At 62.6% G+C, this 23,519-nt stretch carries 20 protein-coding genes; 9 read left to right on the top strand and 11 right to left on the bottom strand.

Annotated features, from left to right (window positions below):
* Positions 1 to 34 precede the first annotated feature (34 nt).
* A complete protein-coding gene (rhlB, locus tag HU760_RS05085) occupies positions 35 to 1,492 on the top strand; it encodes an ATP-dependent RNA helicase RhlB (RefSeq protein WP_186675169.1) in 1,458 nt (485 codons plus the stop codon).
* Between the two features lie 130 nt (positions 1,493 to 1,622).
* On the opposite strand, the gene moaE is transcribed toward rhlB, so the two are convergent.
* The 5 genes from moaE to HU760_RS05060 form a co-directional block, all read right to left on the bottom strand.
* Positions 1,623 to 2,069: a molybdopterin synthase catalytic subunit MoaE gene (moaE, locus tag HU760_RS05080; protein ID WP_186675170.1), complete on the bottom strand. Its 447-nt coding sequence runs from the start codon at positions 2,067 to 2,069 to the stop codon at positions 1,623 to 1,625.
* A 2-nt stretch (positions 2,070 to 2,071) separates the two neighbouring features.
* Complete coding sequence (locus tag HU760_RS05075) at positions 2,072 to 2,317, bottom strand: MoaD/ThiS family protein (protein WP_170034283.1); 246 nt, start codon at positions 2,315 to 2,317, stop codon at positions 2,072 to 2,074.
* Complete coding sequence (gene moaC / locus HU760_RS05070; protein ID WP_186675171.1) at positions 2,317 to 2,787, bottom strand: cyclic pyranopterin monophosphate synthase MoaC; 471 nt, start codon at positions 2,785 to 2,787, stop codon at positions 2,317 to 2,319. The genes HU760_RS05075 and moaC overlap by 1 nt, the downstream gene beginning before the upstream one ends.
* Positions 2,788 to 2,903: 116 nt before the next feature.
* Complete coding sequence (locus HU760_RS05065; RefSeq protein ID WP_186675172.1) at positions 2,904 to 4,298, bottom strand: PhoH family protein; 1,395 nt, start codon at positions 4,296 to 4,298, stop codon at positions 2,904 to 2,906.
* A 272-nt stretch (positions 4,299 to 4,570) separates the two neighbouring features.
* The gene (locus HU760_RS05060; RefSeq protein WP_186675173.1) at positions 4,571 to 5,707 is read right to left on the bottom strand and encodes a polysaccharide deacetylase family protein; all 1,137 of its coding nucleotides are present in this window, start codon (positions 5,705 to 5,707) and stop codon (positions 4,571 to 4,573) included.
* Positions 5,708 to 5,844: 137 nt separating this feature from the next.
* Between HU760_RS05060 and yaaA the strand changes: the two genes are divergently transcribed.
* Complete coding sequence (gene yaaA, locus HU760_RS05055; protein WP_186675174.1) at positions 5,845 to 6,624, top strand: peroxide stress protein YaaA; 780 nt, start codon at positions 5,845 to 5,847, stop codon at positions 6,622 to 6,624.
* Between the two features lie 115 nt (positions 6,625 to 6,739).
* Here yaaA and HU760_RS05050 read toward each other — a convergent pair whose 3' ends face one another.
* From HU760_RS05050 to HU760_RS05025, 6 genes are all read right to left on the bottom strand, one after another.
* Positions 6,740 to 7,954 carry an efflux RND transporter periplasmic adaptor subunit gene (locus tag HU760_RS05050; RefSeq protein WP_186675175.1) on the bottom strand — a complete coding sequence of 405 codons (1,215 nt, stop codon included), beginning with the start codon at positions 7,952 to 7,954 and terminating at the stop codon, positions 6,740 to 6,742.
* Positions 7,947 to 9,404: a TolC family protein gene (locus HU760_RS05045; RefSeq protein WP_186675176.1), complete on the bottom strand. Its 1,458-nt coding sequence runs from the start codon at positions 9,402 to 9,404 to the stop codon at positions 7,947 to 7,949. Before HU760_RS05045 ends, HU760_RS05050 begins: the two co-directional genes overlap by 8 nt.
* On the bottom strand, positions 9,397 to 10,566 hold the full coding sequence (locus tag HU760_RS05040; RefSeq protein WP_186675177.1) for an ABC transporter permease: 1,170 nt from the start codon (positions 10,564 to 10,566) through the stop codon (positions 9,397 to 9,399). Before HU760_RS05040 ends, HU760_RS05045 begins: the two co-directional genes overlap by 8 nt.
* Entirely contained in the window at positions 10,559 to 11,206 is a 648-nt protein-coding gene (locus HU760_RS05035; protein WP_186675178.1) for an ABC transporter ATP-binding protein, read from the bottom strand. Before HU760_RS05035 ends, HU760_RS05040 begins: the two co-directional genes overlap by 8 nt.
* A 14-nt stretch (positions 11,207 to 11,220) precedes the next feature.
* Entirely contained in the window at positions 11,221 to 12,009 is a 789-nt protein-coding gene (locus HU760_RS05030; RefSeq protein ID WP_186675179.1) for a hypothetical protein, read from the bottom strand.
* Positions 12,010 to 12,105: 96 nt separating this feature from the next.
* Positions 12,106 to 12,546, bottom strand: coding sequence for a hypothetical protein (locus HU760_RS05025; protein WP_186675180.1), 441 nt, complete (start codon positions 12,544 to 12,546; stop codon positions 12,106 to 12,108).
* A 927-nt stretch (positions 12,547 to 13,473) separates the two neighbouring features.
* Between HU760_RS05025 and HU760_RS05020 the strand changes: the two genes are divergently transcribed.
* From HU760_RS05020 to HU760_RS04990, 7 genes are all read left to right on the top strand, one after another.
* Entirely contained in the window at positions 13,474 to 14,790 is a 1,317-nt protein-coding gene (locus HU760_RS05020; protein ID WP_186675181.1) for a nucleotide sugar dehydrogenase, read from the top strand.
* An 86-nt stretch (positions 14,791 to 14,876) separates the two neighbouring features.
* Positions 14,877 to 16,358 carry a glycosyltransferase family 2 protein gene (locus HU760_RS05015; RefSeq protein WP_170032494.1) on the top strand — a complete coding sequence of 494 codons (1,482 nt, stop codon included), beginning with the start codon at positions 14,877 to 14,879 and terminating at the stop codon, positions 16,356 to 16,358.
* 36 nt (positions 16,359 to 16,394) lie between these two features.
* Positions 16,395 to 17,561, top strand: a complete 1,167-nt coding sequence (locus HU760_RS05010; protein ID WP_186675182.1) for an alginate biosynthesis protein Alg44 — start codon at positions 16,395 to 16,397, stop codon at positions 17,559 to 17,561.
* Positions 17,562 to 17,573: 12 nt separating this feature from the next.
* On the top strand, positions 17,574 to 19,001 hold the full coding sequence (algK, locus tag HU760_RS05005) for an alginate biosynthesis TPR repeat lipoprotein AlgK (protein ID WP_186675183.1): 1,428 nt from the start codon (positions 17,574 to 17,576) through the stop codon (positions 18,999 to 19,001).
* Entirely contained in the window at positions 18,998 to 20,476 is a 1,479-nt protein-coding gene (locus HU760_RS05000) for an alginate export family protein (RefSeq protein ID WP_186675184.1), read from the top strand. The genes algK and HU760_RS05000 overlap by 4 nt, the downstream gene beginning before the upstream one ends.
* 22 nt (positions 20,477 to 20,498) lie before the next feature.
* Positions 20,499 to 22,058 (top strand): mannuronan 5-epimerase AlgG, encoded by a 1,560-nt coding sequence (gene algG / locus HU760_RS04995; protein ID WP_186675185.1) that lies wholly within the window; start codon positions 20,499 to 20,501, stop codon positions 22,056 to 22,058.
* Positions 22,059 to 22,071: 13 nt separating this feature from the next.
* Entirely contained in the window at positions 22,072 to 23,514 is a 1,443-nt protein-coding gene (locus HU760_RS04990; RefSeq protein ID WP_186675186.1) for an alginate O-acetyltransferase, read from the top strand.
* Positions 23,515 to 23,519: the final 5 nt, after the last annotated feature.

Here is a 23,519-nt window from a genome sequence, read left to right as displayed (position 1 = left end):
GGCGTACATTCCTTAACCAGTTGATGAGACGATCGTGCTCAAGGCACTCAAGAAAATATTCGGCAAGGGAGACGCCGCGCCACAGGCCGTCGCTCCTGCTGCCAGCGTGACGGCGCCTGCGCCCGCCACCGACGCCCGGCCAGCGGCAAAACCGACCGCCCCGCGCGCCACCCCTGCGCCCAAGGCTGAACAACCTGCTGTCGTTGCGCCAGCCGCCGACAAGCCGGCCAAGGACAAACCGCGCCGTGAGCGCAAGCCCAAGCCGCAGGCCAACCTGTGGAAGCCGGAAGACTTCGTGGTCGAGCCGCAGGAAGGCAAGACCCGCTTCCACGACTTCAAGCTGTCCAACGAGCTGATGCACGCCATCCACGACCTGGGCTTCCCATACTGCACGCCGATCCAGGCGCAGGTACTGGGTTACACCCTGCGTGGCCAGGACGCCATCGGCCGGGCCCAGACCGGTACCGGCAAGACCGCAGCGTTCCTGATCTCGATCATTTCCCAGTTGCAGCAGACACCGCCGCCCAAGGAACGCTACATGGGTGAGCCACGCGCGCTGATCATCGCCCCCACCCGCGAACTGGTGGTACAGATCGCCAAGGACGCCATCGCCCTGACCAAGTACACCGGTCTCAACGTCATGAGCTTCGTCGGTGGCATGGACTTCGACAAACAGCTCAAGGCCCTGGAAGCGCGCCACTGCGACATCCTGGTCGCCACCCCCGGCCGTCTGCTGGACTTCAACCAGCGTGGCGAGGTGCACCTGGACATGGTCGAGGTGATGGTACTGGACGAGGCCGACCGCATGCTCGACATGGGCTTCATCCCACAGGTGCGCCAGATCATTCGTCAGACACCGCCGAAAAGCGAGCGCCAGACCTTGCTGTTCTCCGCCACCTTCACCGACGACGTGATGAACCTGGCCAAGCAGTGGACCACCAACCCGGCCATCGTCGAGATCGAGCCGGAGAACGTGGCCAGCGAAACGGTGGAACAGCACGTGTATGCCGTTGCCGGCAGCGACAAGTACAAACTGTTGTACAACCTGGTGACCCAGAACAAGTGGGAACGGGTGATGGTATTCGCCAACCGCAAGGACGAAGTGCGGCGCATCGAGGAAAAACTGGTGCGCGACGGCATCAATGCCGCCCAGTTGTCGGGCGACGTGCCACAGCACAAGCGTATCCGTACCCTGGAGAACTTCCGCGAAGGGCGCATCACCGTGCTGGTGGCTACCGACGTGGCCGGGCGTGGCATCCACATCGATGGCATCAGCCACGTGATCAACTTCACCTTGCCGGAAGACCCGGACGACTACGTGCACCGCATTGGCCGTACCGGCCGCGCGGGGACCAGTGGCGTGTCGATCAGCTTTGCCGGCGAGGATGACTCCTACCAGCTACCGGCGATCGAAGAGCTGCTGGGGCGCAAGATCAAGTGCGAGATGCCGCCGGATGAACTCCTGAAGTCGGTACCGCGCAAGCACCATTGACCTGTGCCGGCCTCTTCGCGGGTAAACCCGCTCCCACAGAGGTACTCCACAGCTTTCGAAACCTGTGCAGTACCTGTGGGAGCGGGTTTACCCGCGAACCGGGGCTACGCCCCGGCCATCAAACAAGGATCTACCAGCGCCCGGCGGCATCCTGGTCACTCTGCTTCCCTTCCACCCACCTTGCCCCTTCCTGGGTATTTTCCTTCTTCCAGAACGGCGCCCGGGTCTTCAGGTAGTCCATGATGAAGTTGCAGGCATCGAACGCCGCCTGCCGGTGGGCACTGGCCACGCCCGCGAACACGATCGGTTCACCCGGTTCCAGCGCTCCGATACGGTGCAGCACCTCGACCTTGAGCAACGGCCAACGCTGCTCGGCCTCGACCACGATCTTGGCCAGGGCCTTTTCGGTCATGCCCGGATAGTGTTCGAGGAACATCCCCGCCACTTCCCGGCCATCGTTGAAGTCCCGTACATAGCCGACAAAGGCGACCACCGCACCCACGCCGACATTGGCAGCGTGCATGGCGTTGGTCTCGGCACCCGGGTCGAACGCGCCTGCCTGTACTCGCACTGCCATGTTCAGCCTCCGGTCACCGGTGGGAAGAACGCCACTTCATCGCCCTCTTCCAACGCTTCGTCGAGCTTGCACAGCTCTTCGTTGCGCGCGCACATCAGGTTCTGCTCGGCCAGCACCTGATATTGCCCGCCCTTGGCGACCAGGGCCTGGCGCACATCGTCCAGCACCTTGAAAGCGCCCTCTACCCGCTCGGCATCCACACCCAGCAGTTCGCGGTAACGGGCGAAGTACATCACCTTGACCTTCATCACGCATCCACCTTGTAGTGGCCGCTCTTGCCGCCAAGTTTTTCCAACAGCCGCACCTGCTCGATGACCATGCCCTTGTCCACTGCCTTGCACATGTCATAGATCGTCAGCGCGGCTACGCTGGCCGCGGTCAGTGCCTCCATCTCCACCCCGGTCTGGCCAGCCAGCTTGCAGCGGGCAACGATGCGCACGGCATCCTGCCCCTCGGCACCGAGTTCGACCTTGACGCTGGTCAGCATCAACGGGTGGCACAACGGGATCAGGTCGCTGGTCTTTTTCGCTGCCTGGATTCCGGCAATGCGCGCCACGGCGAACACATCGCCCTTGGGGTGCTCGCCGTCGACGATCATCTGTAGGGTCTGCGGCAACATGCGCACCCGCGCCTCGGCAGTGGCCTCGCGCTCGGTCACGGCCTTTTCAGTGACGTCGACCATGTTGGCCCGCCCCTGGGAATCAAGATGTGTCAGCACTGCTCTGCTCCTGTGAAGGGAACTGGCAGTGTAAACCTGTGGGTCAGGTTTGAGCAGGGGGAATGCGCAACTGGACTGACGAGGAGGCCGGGCGGCGAACCGCCCGGCGGTTAGGGTTACAGATGCGACTCGGCGTACTCGGCCAGCACCGAGCGGGGCACGCCCTGCAAGGTGATGTGCACGCCATGAGGGAAGTCCTTGAAGCGCTCGGTCAGGTAGGTCAGACCCGAGCTGGTCGCGGACAGGTAGGGGGTGTCGATCTGCGCCAGGTTGCCCAGGCAGACCACCTTGGACCCGGAGCCAGCACGGGTGATGATGGTTTTCATCTGGTGCGGCGTCAGGTTCTGGCACTCGTCGATCAGGATCAGGCTTTGCTGGAAGCTGCGACCACGGATGTAGTTCAGCGACTTGAACTGCAACGGCACACGTTCAAGGATGTACTCGACACTGCCATGGGTGCTTTCGTCATCCATGTGCAAGGCTTCGAGGTTATCGGTGATGGCGCCCAGCCAGGGCTCCATCTTCTCCGCCTCGGTGCCCGGCAGGAAGCCGATCTCCTGGTCCAGCCCCTGCACGCTGCGGGTGGCGATGATGCGCCGGTAGCGCTTGCTGACCATGGTCTGCTCGATGGCTGCGGCCAGGGCCAGGATGGTCTTGCCGGAACCGGCGGCGCCGGTCAGGTTGACCAGGTGGATATCCGGGTCGAGCAGGGCGAACAGCGCCAGGCTCTGGTGGATATCGCGAGGCTTGAGGCCCCAGGCTTCCTGGTGCAGCAGTGGCTCCTGGTGCAGGTCGAGCAACAGCAGCTCATCGTTGCGGATACCCTTGATCCAGCCGACGAAGCCCTGCTCATCGATGATGAACTCATTGACATGCACTGCCGGCAGATTGTCGATCAATTGCACCCGGTGCCAGGTGCGGCCACGCTCCTGGCGGGTATCGACCTTGCTTACCCGGTCCCAGAACGAGCCGGTGACCGAATGATAGCCCTTGGACAGCAAGGACACGTCATCGACCAGCTGGTCGGTGCTGTAGTCCTCGGCCGCGATGCCACAGGCGCGCGCCTTAAGGCGCATGTTGATGTCCTTGGTGACCAGCACCACGTCCAGGTCGGTGCGCCGGGCCCTTACTTCGAGCAACTGGTTGATGATGATGTTGTCGTTGAGGTTTTCCGGCAGCAGCTTGTTAGGCTCGTTGCGCGGGGTCATCAGGATCGACAGGAAGCCCTTGGGCCCACTCTTGCCACGCTGGATCGGCACGCCCTGCTCGACATCGTTGGGCGAAGCGTCACCTAGGGTCTGGTCGATCAGGCGAATGGCCTGGCGGCATTCGGCAGCGATGCTCTGCTTGCCGGTCTTGAGCTTGTCGAGTTCCTCCAGCACCGTCATCGGGATGGCGACATGGTGCTCCTCGAAGTTGAGTAACGCGTTAGGGTCGTGAATCAGGACGTTGGTATCGAGCACATACAGGATTGGCTTGCTGGAGGAAGAGTTGCGTCCTTGGTCATCCATACTCGGTCACCTTATGTCGAAGCCACACGGCGTGGTCTGTTACGCCGCAGAGTGACTGCCGTTCTCCCCGTATCCGCGTTGTTACGGGCGGGAAGCGAACCTGGCTAGGTGGGCCTGGATGACGCCACCTGTGCTGCAGGAATCGGCTGTCTGGTTTCTTCATACCGCAAAAACCATGACCGGAAAAAGCGTTTTTACGCGTTTTTGAAGTTTATTTTGCCGAATGACGAAGAGGCCTTGGCGGCAGCGCCAGAGGGGACTACAGTCAGAAGTCACACCCCTGGTTCGCGGTATCCATATTCGCGACACCCTTCCCAGCCGATACCGCTCTGGGCGGTATTGCGCAGCAACCAATCCAGCGCCGGCTGCGCCTTGGGCAAGCCGTCATGGAACTGAATCACGCCCTTGCGCCACAGCAGCATCAAGGTCAGCACCCGCTGCGCCGAGGCTTGCGCCGTCAGCGCGCCATCATCCTGGGCATCGATATCCCACAACGATACCCGCAGTTGCTGGCTGGCCATGAACGTCTCGCCGTCGGCGCGGCGTTGCCCATAAGGCGGCCGGAACAACGGTACATATTGCTGCGGCAGGTCGGCCTGCACCCCCGCCTGGCTGCGCCGCAGCGAGTCCTGCCAGCCCGTCCACTGCGCATGGGAGCGATATTCCCAGCCCTGGATGCCCACGCACTGGCCGCCATAGAGCTGGCGCAAGGCGGTAGCCGCACCGGCGTCGCGGCGTTGCTGCAGGCGGTTGCCGAGCACGAAGAACGTACCTGCAAGCTTCTGCCGACGCAGGTAATCGGTGAGCTGGTCGGTTGTACCACCTTCAGGCCCGGGCCCACCGACGAAGGTCAGCAGGAACATGCGGTCATTCAGTTCATCACCATTGCGCTCGCGCGCCGACAGCCGCTCCACCTCGCTACTGGTTTGCGGCAGCAACGCGGCCTTGCGCAGTTGCTCGTCGAGGTACTGCACATGGAACTGGTGGCTGGGTTCGATCCAGCCGGTGTAGAACGTGCCGACATCGGCAGCGAAGGTTGCTGCCTGCGTGCGCAACTCTGCCATCGAGGTCACCGGATAACAGAACGACGCATCCTGCTCGCAACTGCGTTGCGCCTGTTGATAGCCTTGCCACAGCCGCTGCCACATGCGCGCCCGCACCAGGCGCACCTTCTGCAGGTTGATCTGCCGCAGCCCCAACCGGGTGGCCAGCGCCGCCTCGTCCAGCAGCTCGCTTTCGTGCAGCACCTGGGCGAACGAAAGGATTTCCGCCCGCGAGGCCACATCGAACAATGCCGGGCTGTCCAGCTGTTCGGGCCACAGGCTGCGGTCCAGGCTTACCTGGGGTAATGGGGCGGCTTGCACGGCCAGGCTCAACAGGCCGGCCAGCAAGGCAGAGGCAATGCGCACGGTTGAAGGCTCCGCAACGGCGAAACGCGCACTATAGCGCCTGCACTGGCCATGGTCTGTGACTATCGTCGCCATAGTTTGGACTTGTACCGCCCAGCCCGTAGAATTCCCGGCCAACGATGCCAGGAGCCGACCCGATGCTGACGGTGATTTCCCCCGCCAAGACCCTCGACTACGACACCCCGCCGGTGACCGAGCGTTACACCCTGCCGCAATACCTGGACGACTCCCAGGAACTGATTCGGCAACTGCGCGAACTGTCGCCAGCGCAGATCAGCGAACTGATGCATTTGTCCGACAAGCTCGCCGGCCTGAATGCAGCGCGCTTTGGCAGCTGGACCCCGGACTTCACCCCGGCCAATGCCAAGCAGGCACTGCTGGCGTTCAAGGGTGACGTGTACACCGGCCTCGATGCCGAAAGCCTGGGCGAGGACGACTTCAGCTACGCCCAGGAGCACCTGCGCATGCTCTCGGGCTTGTACGGCCTGCTGCGCCCGCTGGACCTGATGCAGCCTTATCGCCTGGAAATGGGCACCAAGCTCGCCAATGCCCGCGGCAAGGACCTGTACGCGTTCTGGGGCACGCGCATCAGCGAATGGTTGAACCAGGCCCTGGCCGAGCAGGGCGATGACGTGCTGCTCAACCTGGCCAGCAACGAATACTTCAGCGCGGTGAAACGCAGCGCATTGAAGGCGCGGGTAATCAACGTCGATTTCAAGGACTTGAAGAACGGCCAGTACAAGATCATCAGTTTCTACGCCAAGAAGGCACGGGGGATGATGAGCCGCTTCGTGATCCAGCGGCGCATCAGCGACCCGGAACAGCTCAAGCAGTTCGATGTGCAGGGCTACTACTACAGTGCCGAGCAGTCGAAACCGGACCACCTGGTGTTCCTGCGCGATCATCCTTCCGAGTGATCCGGTAACGGCCGCCTCGAGGTTGAACCCGCCCCCACCGGCACTGCGCTGCACGCAAGGCCGAGGCAATACCTGCAGGGGCCGGTTTACCCGCGAAGTGGGCCGCACAGCGGCCCTACGGTAGCAGCACAAACCCTGCCTCCAGCCCGTCCACCTGCAGCCCTTGCACCACCGCCCTTGCCGATCTGACCACAACCCTGCGCGGCGTCTGTTGCGCAGACTGGCGATAAACCACGTATTGCCTGCCCGCTTCATCCTGCTGCAAGGCCTCGGCAGGCACCACCATCGCAGCGTCTTCGCGATGTATCAGTACCGCCAAGCGGGCACTCATGCCCAGGCGCAAGCGCTGCTGTGTGGCGCCTTCAGGCAGTTGCAGGTCAACCCGTACGTCGTACCATGCCGTTTGTTCGGTATCGTCACGCGCCTGCTGGCCAACCTGCGCCAGGCGCCCGGCAAGCAGGTGACCTGCAATGAAGGCTTGCACCTCCATGCCTTCGCGCAGATCACCCAAGTCGCTTTCTGCCACCTTGGCAGCCACCTGCAAATGTTCAAGGCCACTCAAAGTCAGCAGTGGCATCCCCTGGGCAAGCGCCAGGCCCTCCTGAAGTGGGCCTGGCGTGGCTGCGCTGCCGGCGGCACGGGCCAACAGGCCAGCAAACGGCGCCTTTACCACCCTCAGATCACGCCTCGCCCGCAACGCCCGCCAGTGTGCTTCGGCGTTTGCCAGCTCCATTTCGGCAATCTTCAACGCATCCCCCTGGCCCCGGGCCTGGGTCAGTTGCAGGTCCTGCTGCGCATCCAGCACTGCCTGCCGCTGCGCTTGCTGCAACTGTTCCAGGCTCTCAACTTCCATACGGGCAACGATACCTCGGTCCAACAGCCGTCGGGTTTCATCCAGCGCCGCCTGGCCAGCCGCCAACGTGGCGCGTGCCCCCGCCAGCGTACGTAGGCTGCGAGCGACCTCCGGGCCAGCCTGCCAGCCTCGCAACTGGCTGACCAATGCCTTGGCCTTCAGCCGCTCGGCCTCGGCCTGGCGCAGCTGGATATCGAGTTGCGTGGTGTCCAGGTGCATCAATGACTGCCCGGCGGCGACCTGCTGCCCCTCACGTACCAGCAGCGACGTCAGTACACCATCGAAGGGCGCACTGAGGGTCACCTGGCGGCCAGCCTGCAGCCTGCCAACCAGCCCCAGATGCACCTCCAACGGCTGCGGTTCGACCTGCACCCAGCGTTGCGCGTCCCTTGCGGAGGAATCTGGCCACGCCTGCCAAAGCAGCACTACCAGCATGCCTGTGCTGCCCGCCAGCACCCACCACCACCGCCTAGTCATTGAGCGCCACGTTCCAGCTGTCGAGCGTCACTCCCAGCACCTGGTCCAGTACCACCTGGGCTTCGAGGTAATCGAGGATGGCATCCAGACGGCTACTTTGCGCGTAGCGCAGATCCCCTTCGAAGCTCAGCACCTGGAAATTGCTGGAGCGCCCTGCGGCCAACTTCTCCTGTTCGATGTCGAGCTTGCGTTGCGACAAGGCCAACGCGCGCTCGGCGATTTCCACCTGGCGCCAGCGCACCTGCACATCCCGCACAGCTGTGCTCACTTCGCGCTGGAGCTGCTGGCGGCTTTCGGTCAGGCTCAGGTTCTGCCGATCCATGGCCACCTGGGCACGCACCCAGGCCTGGCGCCGGTCGAGGTCACCAATGGGCACCTCCAGTTCAAGCCCGAGATAGCGTTCACCGGAGGTCCCGTTGCCTGGCTGCTCGCGCAGTTGACTGACCCCAGCGACCAGCGACAGGTCCCACCATTGGGCGTTGTGCGCGACCTGCAGGTCGATCGCAGCCTGCTCTACAGCCAGCTGTTGCATCAGGTACGCCGGTTGTCGCGCTTCTGCACGAGCCAGTGCCTGGCGGGCGTCCACCTGCCGACGCTCGACACGCAGCGACTCCACCGCTTTCAGCGGCGTCGACAGGTCTATTGCCAACAACTGTGCCAATGCCTGACGACTCTGCTGCAACTGGTTGCGGCTGCTTTCGCGCGCCATCTCCTGGTTGGCGACTTCGGCCTGCGTCTGGACGATATCGAACGCAGCCATGCGCCCGGCAACGATCAATGCCCGGTTTACCTCCACCAACTGCCGTGACCGCGCCAGGCCATCTTCGGCGATACGCAGCTGCTCCTGGGCGCGCAGCAGCGCGCGGTACAGCATGATCGTGCGGGTAATGACTGCAGAAATCTCGTCCTTGAGCGCCAGGCGGTTGAGTTGTTCGGCCAGGCGCGCCTGACGCAGCGGCGCACTGGCGATGTCGCGCCCGGCACCACGCAACAAGGGCTGGATGATCGTCAGGTTCGCCCCGTCGCTGTAGCGTCGCCCGGCACCATCGGCACGGGTGTGGCCACGAGCCCAGTCAAGGCTCAAACGCGTGCCGTAGGGTGTCAGCAGGCTGGCTGTCGGGGCCAGCCGTGCTTCCCGATAGCGATCGGCGTGGTTGCGATTAGCCAGGTAGCGGACTTTGAGTGCCAACTGCGGGGCAAACTGGTCCTGTGCCACCCGTAGCTCGAACTTCTGTGCGATGCGCTCAAGGTAAGCCCCCCGGACCGCGCGGTTGTCGCGCAACGCCAGGGCAATCGCATCGGCCAGTTGGATATCCACGGGTTCGCCGTGCAGGGTCGACAAGGCACTTACCGATGGCACGTGCTGCAAAGTCGGGCGCGACGGCTGCAGGCCGTCTTCAGCCAGGGCCAGCAGCGGCGACAGGAAGACCAGCGCCCACCACCTAGTCATCCCGTAACGCCAGCAACGGTTGCAGCCGCGCTGCAGCCAACGCAGGCTGCAGACCGAACAACAGCGCCAGCGCCAGCGACGCCCCCATGCTTGCCGGCAGCGACCCGACATGCAGGGCAAAGCGCCACCCGGCAGCCAGCGCGAACAACCAGGCAGCGGCCAAGCCGAGCACGACGCCAAGCAGCGCGCCGGCTGCCCCTAGCAACAGTGCTTCGAGCAGGAACAACCAGGCAATGTCGCGCCCCCGTGCGCCCAAGGCAACGCTCACACCAATTTCCCGACGGCGCTGCGCCACATTCATCACCATGACATTCATCACCCCCACCCCGCCAAGCACCAGGGCGATGGCAGCGGTGCTCGCGAGCATCCAGCTCATCATCCGCGACTGGCCGGCCATGCTCTCCAGCATTTGCCTGGGCAACTGGACATCTACCTCATGCCTCGGCAAACGTGCTTGCAGAAAGTGCGACAGCGAAGCGCCAACCTCGGTCAGGCCCACTCCGGCGTCACCCAACGCGACAAGCGTTCCGACCTGTGGCGCGGGGCTCAGGCGATGCATGCCGGCCAGAGGCATCAATACTGCGTCGTCGAAGTTCACCGGCAGCATGGGGTTGTAGCCACGGCCTCCCAGCACCCCGACCACGTCGAACAGGTAACTGCCCAACTGCACGCGATCCCCCACCCGGGCCCGCAACTGCCTTGCCAGCGAAGCCCCCAGCAGCAGATGCGCAGCCTGGTCATCGTAGCGGGACAACAATCGCCCCTGACCAACCTCGAGGTCCAGAACCTCGGCCAGGTACGCGGTGCTGCCTGCGACCATGACCTCGATACTTGTTCTATCGAATTGCAGCGCCTGCACGGCGGTTGCCAAAGGTGCCGCTGCTCGAATACCAGGCGGCCAAGGCTCTGCCTCCAGACCCAAAGCGCCGCCCGGCGCGGCAGCGCCCTCCAGACTGACCACCAGCAAGTCGCTGCCCAACCCCTGGAACATCTGCCGGACATGCTGCGCGGCGCCATGGCCGATGTTCATCAAAGCCACCAGCGCGGCGCAGCCAATCGCTATGCCCGACAGTGCCAACCAGGCTCTGGCGCCCAGCTGCCGCACGCTGCCCAGTGCCTCGCCAATGCGTTGCGGCCAGCTTGGCCCATAGGCCTCAGGCATCGAAGACGCCACCGTCACGCACCAGCAGGCGCCGCTGCATGCGCTGCGCCATGGCCGGGTCGTGGGTAACCATGAGCAAGGTCATGCCCTGCTCACGATTCAGCCTGCAGAGCAGCTCGATGATCGCCTGAGCCGTTTCGCAATCAAGGTTCCCGGTGGGCTCGTCGGCCAGCAGAATCCGCGGCCCGGTGACCAGCGCCCGGGCGATCGCAACACGCTGGCGCTGGCCACCAGAGAGATCTGCGGGCCGGTTCCGGGCACGATGGGCCAGGCCGACTTTTTCCAGCTGCAGCGTCGCAGCCTGCCGTGCCGAGGCCAGGCCGACGCCGCGGTAACTCAACGGCAACGCGACATTGTCGAGAATGGACAGGCGGGGCAGCAGATTGAAGCTCTGGAACACGAAACCCAGCAGGCGGTTTCGGGTGATGGCACGTTGGTCGGCAGTGGCATGCATCATGTCGCAACCGTCCAGTACCAGCCGCCCCCGGCACGGCTGGTCGAGCAGGCCGATCAGGTTGAGTAAGGTGCTTTTGCCTGAACCAGAGGGGCCGGTGATGGCGCAGGATTGACCTGCGTGAAGTGAAAGCGACACATCACGCAAAATACCTTCGTTGCCTATCCAGCGTGTAATGCCTTGCATGACTATACTTCGCGTCACTCTGTCATGCCCTCCTCGGCAGTGCCTGCCTCCATCCGCTCGAACGGCTCGAGCGATGCCTTTTCTCTGGTTCCCCATTCATTTGCGATCATATTGACCAATGACGTATCAAATTCTGGCCATTCCACCTCATACATGGATAGTTGCCTCATGATCTGGGCCTCATAGTTCCCATACTCTGCCACTTCAATAGGTGGCAACGAGTTATAGAAATCTAATATTTCGCGCAATCCGCCATCATTTCGCCTCGTCTGCTGATACTCCACATTCATCTTTTCGATCATGTGTTGCGCCCACTGGTTGTGCAGTTCTGTCTTCTCTGCCAACGCGGCGCGACGTTCACTGACGGTAAAGGCACCGCTTTCGTCATATACAATGAGGCTGAGTTGCTCGCGTGAGAATCCCTTAAATGGATTCTCTGCTTTTCCCTTGGCAAAAGCATTGGCCTGACGGGCACGCTCAAGCCACTCCAGATCCTGCGTTTCAGGTAGTTGCGAATCGTAAAAATCCTTTGCTAATGAGTAAGTTAGGCCTCCAAGTCTGTCGATGATACTGGTAGCCAATTCCGCCAGTTCCTTCCGTGAGTGGCGGCTATCGCGCTGCGCTGCCAGCTCGGCAGCAATACTTAGCTTCTTTGCCAAGCCAGACAGATATTCTTCCTCTACTTGTTCTCGGCTACCCGCAACTAGCGACTGCTCGGCATTGACATCACCTTCTATTTGCCGAATTCGCGTCACAGCACCAAATGCATTACCAGTAACAATGCGACCATTGATCATATCCATGATGACACCTCATTTCCCTGCGCAAATTGAGACAGCGGCCTTCCCAAACTGCACTCCCAGGCTTGTCCGCAGGAAGTGCAGTCATTTGTCGACCGCCTACTTCAGGGTAAACTCAACTTTCCACGAATAATCCGCAGCGGTTCCGGTAATGGTAGCCGTGCAGATCGCACCACCGCTCGGAGTCGCAGTCTTGGTCCAAACGGGCTGTTTGATTCCATTCGCTGACGTTTTCAGCTGGAATGTCGTGCCAAATGCGCACGTTTTTCCGCCTATGGTGTATCGGATCATGGCAGCGTTCACATCCGGGCTGATGACACGCTGGACCCGCATGAAGGTCGAAGCGCCCGGTTGGATGGTCTTCGACGGTTGGGGGTTGGCAATCTGGTAGGTAGAACTCTCATTGGAGGTCACCAAGGTCATGGTTGCGGGTTGTGAACCAAGGTTCTTGATGGTCACGTCTACGGGAGGCCCCGCCTGCACCATGCCAGCCAGCAACAAGGAACCGCCGGCGATCAGGATTTGCGATGTCTTCTTCATTTGGCGTTCTCTCGTCTCTTCCATGTGATGAATGGATGAGACGCCCTCGGTGGCCAGTGGCCCGAGGCTGCCCAAGACGCTCCTTCGTTCATGAACAGCTCCGCAGAGCGTCCAGAGGGGGTAACGGCCAATGCGGTAAAAGCCTTAGCATTCATGTGGCCATCATGTGTTTCCGCATGTGTTAATGCTGCATCCGTCCAGAACCGGCTTCACATTGCCATCATGTCATTTGTTCGACGCCAAAAAACCATCACGCCCACCCTTATCGCCAAACGCCATAAGACCGTTCGTACCTTTTTTGACGAATTTTGAAAATTTTTTTCAGATGCTGGCAAAAAAATATCTCGCAACAGTTTCGCCCTTTATATATCGGGGCGAAACACCTGCGTGCTATCAGATTGAAATCTGTGCGCCACTGAAAAAATATTTAGAAATCTTTCATCCGGGCCGAACCGACCCGGAACTTCTGCTACGCCGAATCGCTCATAGTGCCGTAACGATTTTCCTGCCCCCGGGCTGTACGAGATGACTTACAGATGACAATGGCAGGTATCCACTACCCGCCCTAATAACTTCGACAGGTATAACGGGCACACCCCGAGCCCCTGTCCATGCAGGAGAGACGCGTCCCTTACAATTCGTCCTAGTGGTTGATTTCAAAGGGTTTTTCCAGTTGAAAGAACAAGCACAGCAACGCGCCAGGTAGCGCATTGCAATAAAGACGGCTGCATTCCAGGGCACGTTTTTTAATTGATGGCCTTTTACTGCCAAGTTTGAGTGCATAACTTTTGCGCTCCGGATTTATTTTGCCTGCGCTCGGCGAAGTGTGCATTCGCCATGGATCCGTGCGCCCGAAAACTGTTGTTAATCAACCCAGTCCGGCTCTCTGCGGAGGCGCCGACGTGATAAACACATGAGGTGATAGCGATGCGTATCAGCATCTTTGGTTTGGGTTATGTGGGTGCAGTCTGTGCAGGCTGCCTGACGGCGCGAGGCCATGAAGTGATCGGTGTGGACGTGTCCAGCACCAAGATCGACCTGATCAATCAGGGCAAGTCGCCCATCGTCGAACCTGGCCTGGAAGCACTGCTGCAACAGGGCATCGCCAACGGCCGCCTGCGCGGTACCACCGACTTCGCCGAAGCCATTCGTGCCAGCGACGTGTCGATGATCTGCGTGGGGACCCCGAGCAAGAAGAACGGCGACCTGGGCCTTGAATACATCGAGTCGGTGTGCCGCGAAATCGGCTACGTACTGCGCGACAGCGATCGCCGCCACACCATCGTGGTGCGCAGCACCGTGCTGCCGGGCACCGTGAAGAATGTGGTGATCCCGATCCTCGAAGACTGCTCGGGCAAAAAGGCCGGCGTCGATTTCGGCGTTGCGGTGAACCCGGAGTTCCTGCGTGAAAGCACCGCGATCAAGGATTACGACCACCCGCCAATGACCGTCATCGGTGAACTGGACAGCGCCAGCGGCGACATTCTGCAAGCGCTGTACGAAGAACTCGACGCCCCGGTCATCCGCAAGCCGATCGAAGTGGCCGAGATGATCAAGTACACCTGCAACGTGTGGCACGCCACCAAAGTCACCTTCGCCAACGAGATCGGCAACATTGCCAAGGCGGTGGGCGTGGATGGCCGTGAGGTGATGGACGTGGTGTGCCAGGACAAGGTGCTGAACCTGTCCCAGTACTACATGCGCCCTGGCTTCGCCTTCGGCGGCTCGTGCCTGCCCAAGGATGTGCGCGCCCTCACCTACCGCGCCGCCAGCCTGGATGTCCGCGCGCCACTGCTCGACTCGCTGATGCGCAGCAATGAATCGCAGGTGCAGAACGCCTTCGAGCTGATCGAAGCCCACGACAAGCGCAAGGTCGCCCTGCTCGGCCTGAGCTTCAAGGCCGGCACCGACGACCTGCGCGAAAGCCCGCTGGTGGAACTGGCCGAACGCCTGATCGGCAAGGGCTACCAACTGGACATCTACGACGAGAACGTCCAGTACGCCCGTGTCCACGGCGCCAACAAGGACTACATCGAGTCGAAGATCCCGCACGTGTCGTCGCTGCTCAACGCCGACTTCCAGAAGGTCATCGACAACGCCGACATCATCGTCCTGGGCAACCGTGACGAGCAGTTCCGCGCACTTGCCGAGCAAGCGCCGGCCGGCAAGCACGTGATCGACCTGGTTGGTTTCATGAGCAAACCGACCTGCGCTACCAGCCGTACCGAAGGCATCTGCTGGTAACAGCAGGCGCCGGCGGCGCAGGTGTTGCCTACCAAGGTGATACCTGCGTCGCCCACCCTTTCCCGAATTCTCGACGGATGCTGAACATGCAAAGGCTCCAGACAGTGCTGTTGCAGTGCGCCGGGTGGCTGCTCTACATGAGCCTGCTCATGCTGATCGCCCTGGCCCTGCCAGCCGATATCTTCGACTCGCAGTCGAAGCACTTCATCTTCCTGGTCGGCGCAGTCGGCATCTGGCGCTATTCCATGGGCGCCACCCATTTCATCCGCGGCATGATCTTCCTCTACGGCGTGTACCCGTACCTGCGCCGCAAGGTACAGAAGATGGGCAATGCCGCCGACCCGTCGCACGTGTACCTGATGGTGACCAGCTTCCGTATCGAAGCCCTGACCACCGCCCAGGTGTACAGCTCGGTGATCCGCGAGGCGATCAACTGTGGTTTCCCTACCACCGTGGTCTGCTCGCTGGTGGAAATGTCGGACGAACTGCTGGTGAAAAGCCTGTGGGCCAAATACAACCCGCCCGCCCACGTCAAGCTGGACATCGTGCGCATCGCCGGTACCGGCAAGCGTGACGGCCTGGCCTATGGCTTCCGTGCCATCTCGCGCATGCTGCCGGACGACAACGCCGTGGTCGCCGTGATCGACGGTGACACCGTGCTCGGCGACGGCGTGGTCCGCAAGACCGTGCCGTGGTTCAAGCTGTTCCCCAACGTCGGCGGCCTGACCACCAACGAGTTCTGCGAAGTGCGTGGCGGCTACATCATGAGCGAGTGGCACAAGCTGCGCTTCGCCCAGCGCCATATCAACATGTGCTCGATGGCCCTGTCCAAGCGCGTGCTGACCATGACCGGGCGCATGTCGATGTTCCGCGCCAGCGTGGTGACCAACCCGGAGTTCATCGCCGACGTCGAAAGCGACTCGCTGATGCACTGGCGCCTGGGCCGCTTCAAGTTCCTCACCGGTGACGACAAGTCCAGCTGGTTCAGCCTGATGCGCCTGGGCTACGACACCTTCTACGTGCCGGATGCCGCCATCAACACGGTCGAGCACCCGCCGGAGAAAAGCTTCCTCAAGGCCAGCCGCAAGCTGATGTACCGCTGGTATGGCAACAACCTGCGGCAGAACTCTCGTGCGCTGGGCCTGGGCCTGCGCCGCCTGGGGCTGTTCACCAGCATCGTGCTGTTCGACCAGCGCGTGTCGATGTGGACCAGCCTGCTGGGCCTGACCGTGGCGGTGATCGCCAGCCTCAAGTTCGGCATGGGCTACCTGCTGGTGTACCTGCTGTGGATCGGCATCACCCGCCTGATCCTCACCATCATGCTGCTGTGCTCCGGCCACAACGTCGGCCCGGCCTACCCGCTGATTCTCTATTACAACCAGATCATCGGCGCGCTGATGAAGATCTACGTGTTCTTCCGCCTCGACAAACAGTCCTGGACGCGTCAGCCCACTGCCCTCAAGCGTGACCTCGCCAGTTTTCAACAATGGTTCAACACCTGGTCCTCGCGGACCATGACCTTCTCGGCTGCCAGCATCTTCGTCGCTGTGCTGTTCATGGTCGTGTGAGCCCAACCCGGATCGGAACTAACAGGAACAAACCACATGAATACCGCCGTGAACGTCAACGTCGTGCATGAGTCCGAAGCCCAGCGCCAGCATGCCCGGGTACGCATCCCCGCCAAGCTGCGGTTCCTGGACCCTCAGCGCCAGGCCCACGATGTGAAGGTCGACGACCTCTCCGCCGGTGGCCTGAGCTTCCACACCAAGCAACCCCTGTCGGTTGGCGATGTGCTGCGCGGGCGGCTGCAGTTCACGGTCGACAACCTCGGCCTGTCGATGGACATCGAGTTCCAGGTGCGCTCCTACCACCCGGACAGCGGCCGTACCGGCGCGCAGTTCCAGAACCTGGAGCCACGTGACATCGCCACCCTGCGACACATCATCACCACCCACCTGTCGGGTGAGCTGATCAGCGTCGGCGACGTGCTCAGCACCCTGCAGCGCGACAACTTCACCAAGGCACGCAAGCAGAAGGACGGCGGCAGTGGCCTGAGCGCATTCGGCCGTCTCAAGGCGGTCACCGTCACCCTCGGCGTGTTCGTGGTCGGCGTCGCCGCCTTCGGCTTCGTCGCCAAGTCGCTGTACGGCATGTACTTCGTCAGCCACGCCGAAGCCGGCGTGGTGGCGGTACCGACCACCACCATCACCATGCCGCGCGACGGCACCGTGAGCAGCCTGGTCGACAGCGGCGGGATGATCGGCAAAGGTGCGCCACTGGCCACCTTCACCACCAGCATGCTGGACATGCTCAAGGGCAACCTGGAAGACGCACAGCTGGAGCCGGCCAAGATCGAGGAACTGTTCGGCAAGCAGCTGTCCGGCACCCTCACCAGCCCCTGTGATTGCGTGGTCGCCCGCCAGCTGGTGGACAACGGCCAGTACGCGGCCAAGGGCCAACCGATCTTCCAGCTGATCCCGCGTACCACCAACCCGATGGTCGAGGCGCGTTTCAGCTACCGCCAGTTCGACGAGGTCAAGCCAGGTACCCGGGTCAACTTCCAGGTAGCCGGCGAAGACGAAGTGCGCACCGGCCAGATCGTCAGCAGCGCCAGCCTCAACAGCGAAGACCTGGCCTCCGACATTCGTGTGCAGATCAAGCCCGACAGCACCATGCCTGCCGAACTGGCCGGGCGCCCGGCGTCGGTCAACAGCGACCGTGGCCCCTCGCTGAACTGGCTGATCGACAAAGCCATGGCCCGTGGGCTGTAAGAGGATCGCCACATGATTCCCTACAAGAAAAGCGCCAGCCTGGGCCTGTGTGCCCTGGCTGCAGCCATCACCCTGGCCGGCTGTGCCGGCCTGCCCGACCAGCGCCTGGCCAACGAAGCCATGAAGCGCGGTGACACGGCACTGGCCGAGCGCAACTACAAGGCCCTGGCCGACCTGGGCTACAGCGAAGCGCAAGTGGGCCTGGCCGACATCAAGGTCGCCACCCGCGACCCGGCGAAAATCAAGGAAGCCGAGGCCACCTACCGCGCCGCGGCTGCCACTTCGCCGCGCGCCCAGGCGCGCCTTGGCCGCCTGCTGGTGGCCAAGCCCGACAGCACCCAGGCCGAACGCGAAGAAGCCGAGAAGCTGCTCAAGCAAGCCGCCGCACAGGGCGAAGGCAACACCCTGATCCCGCTGGCGATGCTCTACCTGAGCTACCCACAGAGCTTCCCCAAGGTCAATGCGCAGCAACAGATCGACCAGTGGCGTGCCGCTGGCAACCCCGAAGCGGGCCTGGCCCAGATCCTGCTGTACCGCACCCAGGGCACCTATGACCAGCACCTGGGCGACGTGGAAAAAATCTGCAAGGCCGCGCTCGCTGCCACCGATATCTGCTACGTCGAGCTGGCCACCGTGTACCAGAAGCGTGGCCAGGCAGACCAGCAGGCTGCCCTGCTCGACCAGCTCAAGGCCGCCTATGCCTATGGCGCGGTACCGGCCAGCCGGGTCGACAGCGTTGCCCGAGTGCTGGCCGACCGCAGCCTCGGCCAGACCGACGAAAAAACCGCCAAGGACCTGCTCGAGCAGGTGGCCCCGGCCAACCCGGCGTCCTGGGTCAGCCTGGCGCAGTTGGTCTACGACTTCCCCGAGCTGGGCGATACCGACCAGCTGATGGCCTACATCGACAAAGGTCGCGAAGCCGAACAGCCACGCGCCGAACTGTTGCTCGGCCGCCTGTACTACGAAGGCAAGACCCTGCCTGCGGATGCGGAAAAAGCCGAGCAACACCTGCAAGCCGCCGCCGACGCTGGCGAAGTCAGCGCCCATTACTACCTGGGGCAGCTGTACCGCCGTGGCTACCTCGGCAACGTCGAGCCACAGAAAGCCGTCGACCACCTGCTGGCCGCCGCCCGTGGCGGACAGAACAGCGCCGACTATGCGCTGGCCCAGCTGTTCAGCGAAGGCCACGGCATTCGCCCGCAACCGGGCAATGCCTGGGTATTCGCCCAGCTGGCCCAGGTCAACCCGACGCCGCAGTCCACTGAACTGCTGCAGCAACTCGACCAGCAACTCACGCCTGACCAGCGCAGCCAGGCGCAGACCCTGCTGGCGCAAGAGAAGCAGGCACGCGGCAGCATGAGCCAGGGTGCCAACAGCACCCTGGCCATCGAAGCCCTGCAAGACGACGAAAAAGAAGTAACCGGTGAGGACTCGCTATGACGCTCAATCCCTTCGTGAAAGCTGGCATCGGCCTGAGCTTCGCCCTGCTGTGGTCCTGCCCGACCCTGGCGGAAATGACCGCTGAAAAGAACTTCGGCCTGGATGTGAAAATCACCGGCCAGTCGGAAGACGACCGTGACCTCGGTACCCGCTCCGGCGGCGATGTCAGCGGCCTGGGCCTCGACCTGCGCCCTTGGGTATATGGCGAGCGCGGCAACTGGAGTGCCTATGCCATGGGCCAGGCCGTCACCGCTACCGACACCATCGAAACCGACACCCTGCGCCAGAACGACGACGGCACCACCACCGACACCGCCGCCGACGGCCGTGAGCAGGACAAGAGCTACCTGGCCATGCGCGAATTCTGGGTCGGCTACAGCGGCCTCACCGCCTACCCCGGCGAGCAGCTGCGTTTCGGTCGCCAGCGCCTGCGCAGCGACGATGGCATGTGGCGTGACACCAACATCGAGGCGCTGAACTGGACCTTCGACACCACCCTGCTCAAGGCCGACCTGGGCGTGGCCCAGCGCTTCAGCGAATACCGCACCGACCTCACCGAGCTGGCTCCGGAAGACAAGGACCGCACGCACGTCTACGGCAACGTCGCCACGCAGTGGACCCCTGGCCACTGGGTCGGCGTGCGCGCCCACCACACCCATGACGGCGGCAGCCTGAAGAACCCGGGCGAAACCGTCGATGCGCTGGACAAGACCCGCACCGGCGACCTGACCTGGCTGGGCCTGGAAGCCAACAGCGATGCCTACAACTGGCGCAACGACCACACCGTCAACTACTGGGGCAGTGTCACCTGGCTGACCGGTGACCGCGACACCCTCAGCAGCCAGGTAGTGGGCGACCAGACCGTAGCCACCGGCAAGCAGAGCGGCGACGTCAACGCCTGGGCCACCGACCTCGGCATCCGCGTGCGCCTCGACCCGCAATGGCAGGTCGGTGCGGCCTACGCCCGTGGCAGCGGCGGTGGCGGCGACGACGGTTCGAGCAACTACGAGCAGACCGGCCTGGAGAGCAACCGCTCCAACTACACCGGTACCCGTTCCCGCGTGCACCGCTTCGGTGAAGCCTTCCGCGGCGAGCTGGGCAACCTGCAGGCGGCAACCCTGTTCGCTTCCTGGCAGCTGCGCGACGACTATGACGCCAGCTTCATCTACCACAAGTTCTGGCGTGTCGACGGCAACCAGAACATCGGCTCCAGCGGCATCAACGCGGTGGTCAACGACAACGGCGTGAATCGCCCACTGGTCGATGGCGAAAAAGACCTTGGCCAGGAAATGGACGTGGTCGTGACCAAGTACTTCAAGCAAGGCCTGCTGCCGGCTTCGATGAGCCAGGCCATCGACGAGCCATCCGCCCTGGTGCGCCTGCGTGCCGGCGTGTTCAAGCCGGGCGACGCCTACGGCAAGGAAGCGGACTCGTACATGCACCGCGCCTTCGTCGACGTGATCTGGCGCTTCTGAGGCCGGTAGGGGACTTACCGTTATGAACCTTCACCCGCACCTACGTCACAGCCTGCTGGCCAGCGCCTTGCTGCTGGCCGCAGGCCTGGCAGCCGCCGCCGAGCCCACGACGACCGCCAAAGGCTTGCAGCAGGCCAAGACCTACACGGTCTCCAGTGCACCGGTCGAGCCACTGCACATGGACCCGCCAAAGCTGCCCGACCTGACCGGCTACACCGCCGAAGCGGTACAGAAGAAGATCGACCGCCGTCACAAGGGCAAGGTCAGCCTGCGCCGCATGTTCCAGGAGGACACCCTCAAGGAGTTCGTCGGTGGCGACAACAAGGCGGCCGAGTGGGTCCAGCGCCAGCATGGCATTCCGCAGGCGATCTTCGTCGATGACGGGCATGTCGACCTGGTCGAGCTGAGCAAGAAGGTACCCAAGCAGTACCTCAGCGAAGTCGAGCCGGGTGTGTACCTGGCGCGCCTGCCGATCGTGGTCGGGCAGAAGGGCATCCTCGAGATCGACGGCAAGGTCAAGCAGCTGCGCCTGTCCCAGGAGGGCGGTTCGTTCCTGGTCAACGACGGCAAGCTGTTCGTCACCGATACCCAGGTGACCGGCTGGCGCGAAAAGGACAACGGCCCGGCGACCTTCCGTTCGCCCAAGGAATTCCGCCCGTTCCTGCTGTCGTGGGGCGGCACCGAGACCTACATCGTCAACAGCAAGATGGCCAGCTTCGGCTATGCCAAGTCCAAGTCGTACGGCGTGAGCATCTCGCAGTACACGCCGAACATGGCCAAGCGCATGGGCCGCCCGGAACCCACCGGCTGGATCATCGGCTCGGAATTCAGCGACATGTGGTACGGCTTCTACTGCTACGAGACCCAAGACTTCGTGGTCAAGGACAGCACCTATCGCGACAACATCGTCTACGGCATCGACCCGCACGACCGCTCGCACCGCCTGATCATCGCTGGCAACACGGTGTACGGCACCAAGAAGAAGCACGGCATCATCATTTCGCGTGAGGTCAACGACAGCTGGATCATCAACAACAAGAGCTACGACAACAAGCTCTCCGGCGTGGTGATCGACCGTAACAGCGTCAACAACCTGATCGCCTACAACGAGATCTACCGCAACCACACCGACGGCATCACCTTGTACGAAAGCGGCGACAACCTGATCTGGGGCAACAAGCTGATCAACAACCGCCGCCACGGCATCCGTGTGCGTAACAGCGTGAACATCCGCCTGTACGAGAACGTCGCCATGGCCAACGGCCTGGTGGGTGTGTACGGCCACATCAAGGACCTGTCCGACACCGACCGTGACATCGCCCTCGACCCGTTCGACACCAAGGTGTCGCTGATCCTGGTCGGTGGCGAACTGGCCGCCAACGGCTCCGGCCCGCTGTCGATCGACTCGCCGCTGTCGGTCGAGCTGTACAAGGTGTCCATGCTCGCCCCGCGCAAGGCCAGCGGCATCAGCCTCAACGGCATCCTCGGTGAACGCCAGGACGAAATCCTCGACCTGCTGGTCCGCCAGAAAAAGGCTGTGCTGATCGACCCGGTCGAACGCCAGACCGAAATGATCGAATAAGGAAGCCCAGACCATGACTCCACATCTGATGAAACTGCTGGGCCTGTCCACTGCCCTCCTGGCCATCAGCCAGGGCGTGAGCGCCGACGAAGCGAAGGCCCCGACCTTCACCGCCGAGCCTTGCTGCCAGCTGTGCCCGGAAGCGCACGACCCCAGCCGCTACACCACCCGTTACCAGCAGAACTTCACCACCCTGGTGCAGGCCCAGGGTGACTGGCTGTTCCGTACCCGCGAAGACCTGCGCACCGAGTTCACCACCACCCCGGCCGGCTACAGGCGCCTGCAGCAGGTGCACGATGCGTTCAAGAAGCGCGGCGTGGAACTGGTGGTGGTGTACCAGCCGACCCGTGGCCTGGTGAACCGCAACATGCTCAACCCGGCGGAAAAAGCCGCCTTCGACTACCAGAAGGCCCTGGGCAACTACCAGGCCATGCTCAAGCGCTTCGCCAGCATGGGCTACAACGTGCCCGACCTGTCGCCGCTGACCAACGAACAGCTGGCCGCCGCCGACCAGGGCAAGGACTTCTACTTCCGTGGCGACCAGCACTGGACGCCATACGGCGCCGAGCGCGCAGCGAAGATCGTGGCCGAAACCGTGCACAAGATGCCGGCTTTCGAAGGTATCCCGCGCAAGGAGTTCGAGACGAAGAAGTCCGGCCGCATGGGCAAGACCGGCACCCTGCATAACGTTGCCGGCCAGCTCTGTGGCACCAGCTACGCGGTGCAGTACATGGACCAGTTCGCCACCGAGCCGAAAGGTTCGAGCGGCGGCGGCGACGATCTGTTCGGTGACACCGGCAACGCGCAGATCACCCTTGTCGGCACCAGCCACAGTGGCAAGAACTACAACTTCTCGGGCTTCCTCGAGCAGTACATCGGTGCCGATGTGCTCAACGTCGCCTTCCCCGGCGGTGGCCTGGAAGGTTCGATGATCCAGTACCTGGGCAGCGAGGAATTCCAGAAGAACCCGCCGAAGATCCTGATCTGGGAATTCTCCCCGCTGTACCGCCTGGACCAGGAAACCATCTGGCGGCAGATCCTCGGGCTGCTCGATGACGGCTGCGATGACCGCCCGGCGCTGATGAGTGCCAGCGCCACTCTCAAGCCTGGCAAGAACGAGCTGATGGTGAACGGCAAGGGCGGCGTGATCAAGGACCTGGTCAACCGCAACATCCAGATGGATGTGAAGTTCGAAGATCCGTCGGTGAAAGTCCTGCAGGCCACCCTGTGGTACCTCAACGGCCGCCACGAGGACATCAAGCTGGAAAAACCGGAAACCGCCGATACCGATGGCCGTTTCGTCTTCCAGATGCGCGAAGACGAGGACTGGGCCAGCCAGAGCCTGCTGGCCTTCGAGGTACAGGGCCCGGAAAGCGGTACCCAGAAGGTCGAGGCCAAGCTCTGCAAACGCAACAACTTCGCCGTGCCCGCGCAGACCGCGCAGGCCGGCCAGTGAGGCGA

This window comes from Pseudomonas oryzicola, from assembly GCF_014269185.2.
Lineage (GTDB): Bacteria > Pseudomonadota > Gammaproteobacteria > Pseudomonadales > Pseudomonadaceae > Aquipseudomonas > Aquipseudomonas oryzicola.
The sequence above is the reverse complement of the archived record's forward strand: the minus strand, read 5'-3'. Positions and strand labels throughout refer to the sequence as shown.

Bases quoted from the DNA above. Each gene is read 5' to 3' on its own strand.
- HU760_RS04990 (WP_186675186.1), top strand. From the start codon at position 22,072: ATGACTCCACATCTGATGAAACTGCTGGGCCTGTCCACTGCCCTCCTG.
- HU760_RS05045 (WP_186675176.1), bottom strand. From the start codon at position 9,404: ATGACTAGGTGGTGGGCGCTGGTCTTCCTGTCGCCGCTGCTGGCCCTG.
- HU760_RS05035 (WP_186675178.1), bottom strand. From the start codon at position 11,206: ATGCAAGGCATTACACGCTGGATAGGCAACGAAGGTATTTTGCGTGAT.
- HU760_RS05015 (WP_170032494.1), top strand. From the start codon at position 14,877: ATGCAAAGGCTCCAGACAGTGCTGTTGCAGTGCGCCGGGTGGCTGCTC.
- HU760_RS05010 (WP_186675182.1), top strand. From the start codon at position 16,395: ATGAATACCGCCGTGAACGTCAACGTCGTGCATGAGTCCGAAGCCCAG.
- HU760_RS05025 (WP_186675180.1), bottom strand. From the start codon at position 12,546: ATGAAGAAGACATCGCAAATCCTGATCGCCGGCGGTTCCTTGTTGCTG.
- HU760_RS05030 (WP_186675179.1), bottom strand. From the start codon at position 12,009: ATGGATATGATCAATGGTCGCATTGTTACTGGTAATGCATTTGGTGCT.
- HU760_RS05050 (WP_186675175.1), bottom strand. From the start codon at position 7,954: ATGACTAGGCGGTGGTGGTGGGTGCTGGCGGGCAGCACAGGCATGCTG.
- HU760_RS05040 (WP_186675177.1), bottom strand. From the start codon at position 10,566: ATGCCTGAGGCCTATGGGCCAAGCTGGCCGCAACGCATTGGCGAGGCA.
- moaE (WP_186675170.1), bottom strand. From the start codon at position 2,069: ATGGCAGTGCGAGTACAGGCAGGCGCGTTCGACCCGGGTGCCGAGACC.
- HU760_RS05020 (WP_186675181.1), top strand. From the start codon at position 13,474: ATGCGTATCAGCATCTTTGGTTTGGGTTATGTGGGTGCAGTCTGTGCA.
- algG (WP_186675185.1), top strand. From the start codon at position 20,499: ATGAACCTTCACCCGCACCTACGTCACAGCCTGCTGGCCAGCGCCTTG.
- algK (WP_186675183.1), top strand. From the start codon at position 17,574: ATGATTCCCTACAAGAAAAGCGCCAGCCTGGGCCTGTGTGCCCTGGCT.
- yaaA (WP_186675174.1), top strand. From the start codon at position 5,845: ATGCTGACGGTGATTTCCCCCGCCAAGACCCTCGACTACGACACCCCG.
- HU760_RS05065 (WP_186675172.1), bottom strand. From the start codon at position 4,298: ATGGATGACCAAGGACGCAACTCTTCCTCCAGCAAGCCAATCCTGTAT.
- HU760_RS05075 (WP_170034283.1), bottom strand. From the start codon at position 2,317: ATGAAGGTCAAGGTGATGTACTTCGCCCGTTACCGCGAACTGCTGGGT.
- HU760_RS05000 (WP_186675184.1), top strand. From the start codon at position 18,998: ATGACGCTCAATCCCTTCGTGAAAGCTGGCATCGGCCTGAGCTTCGCC.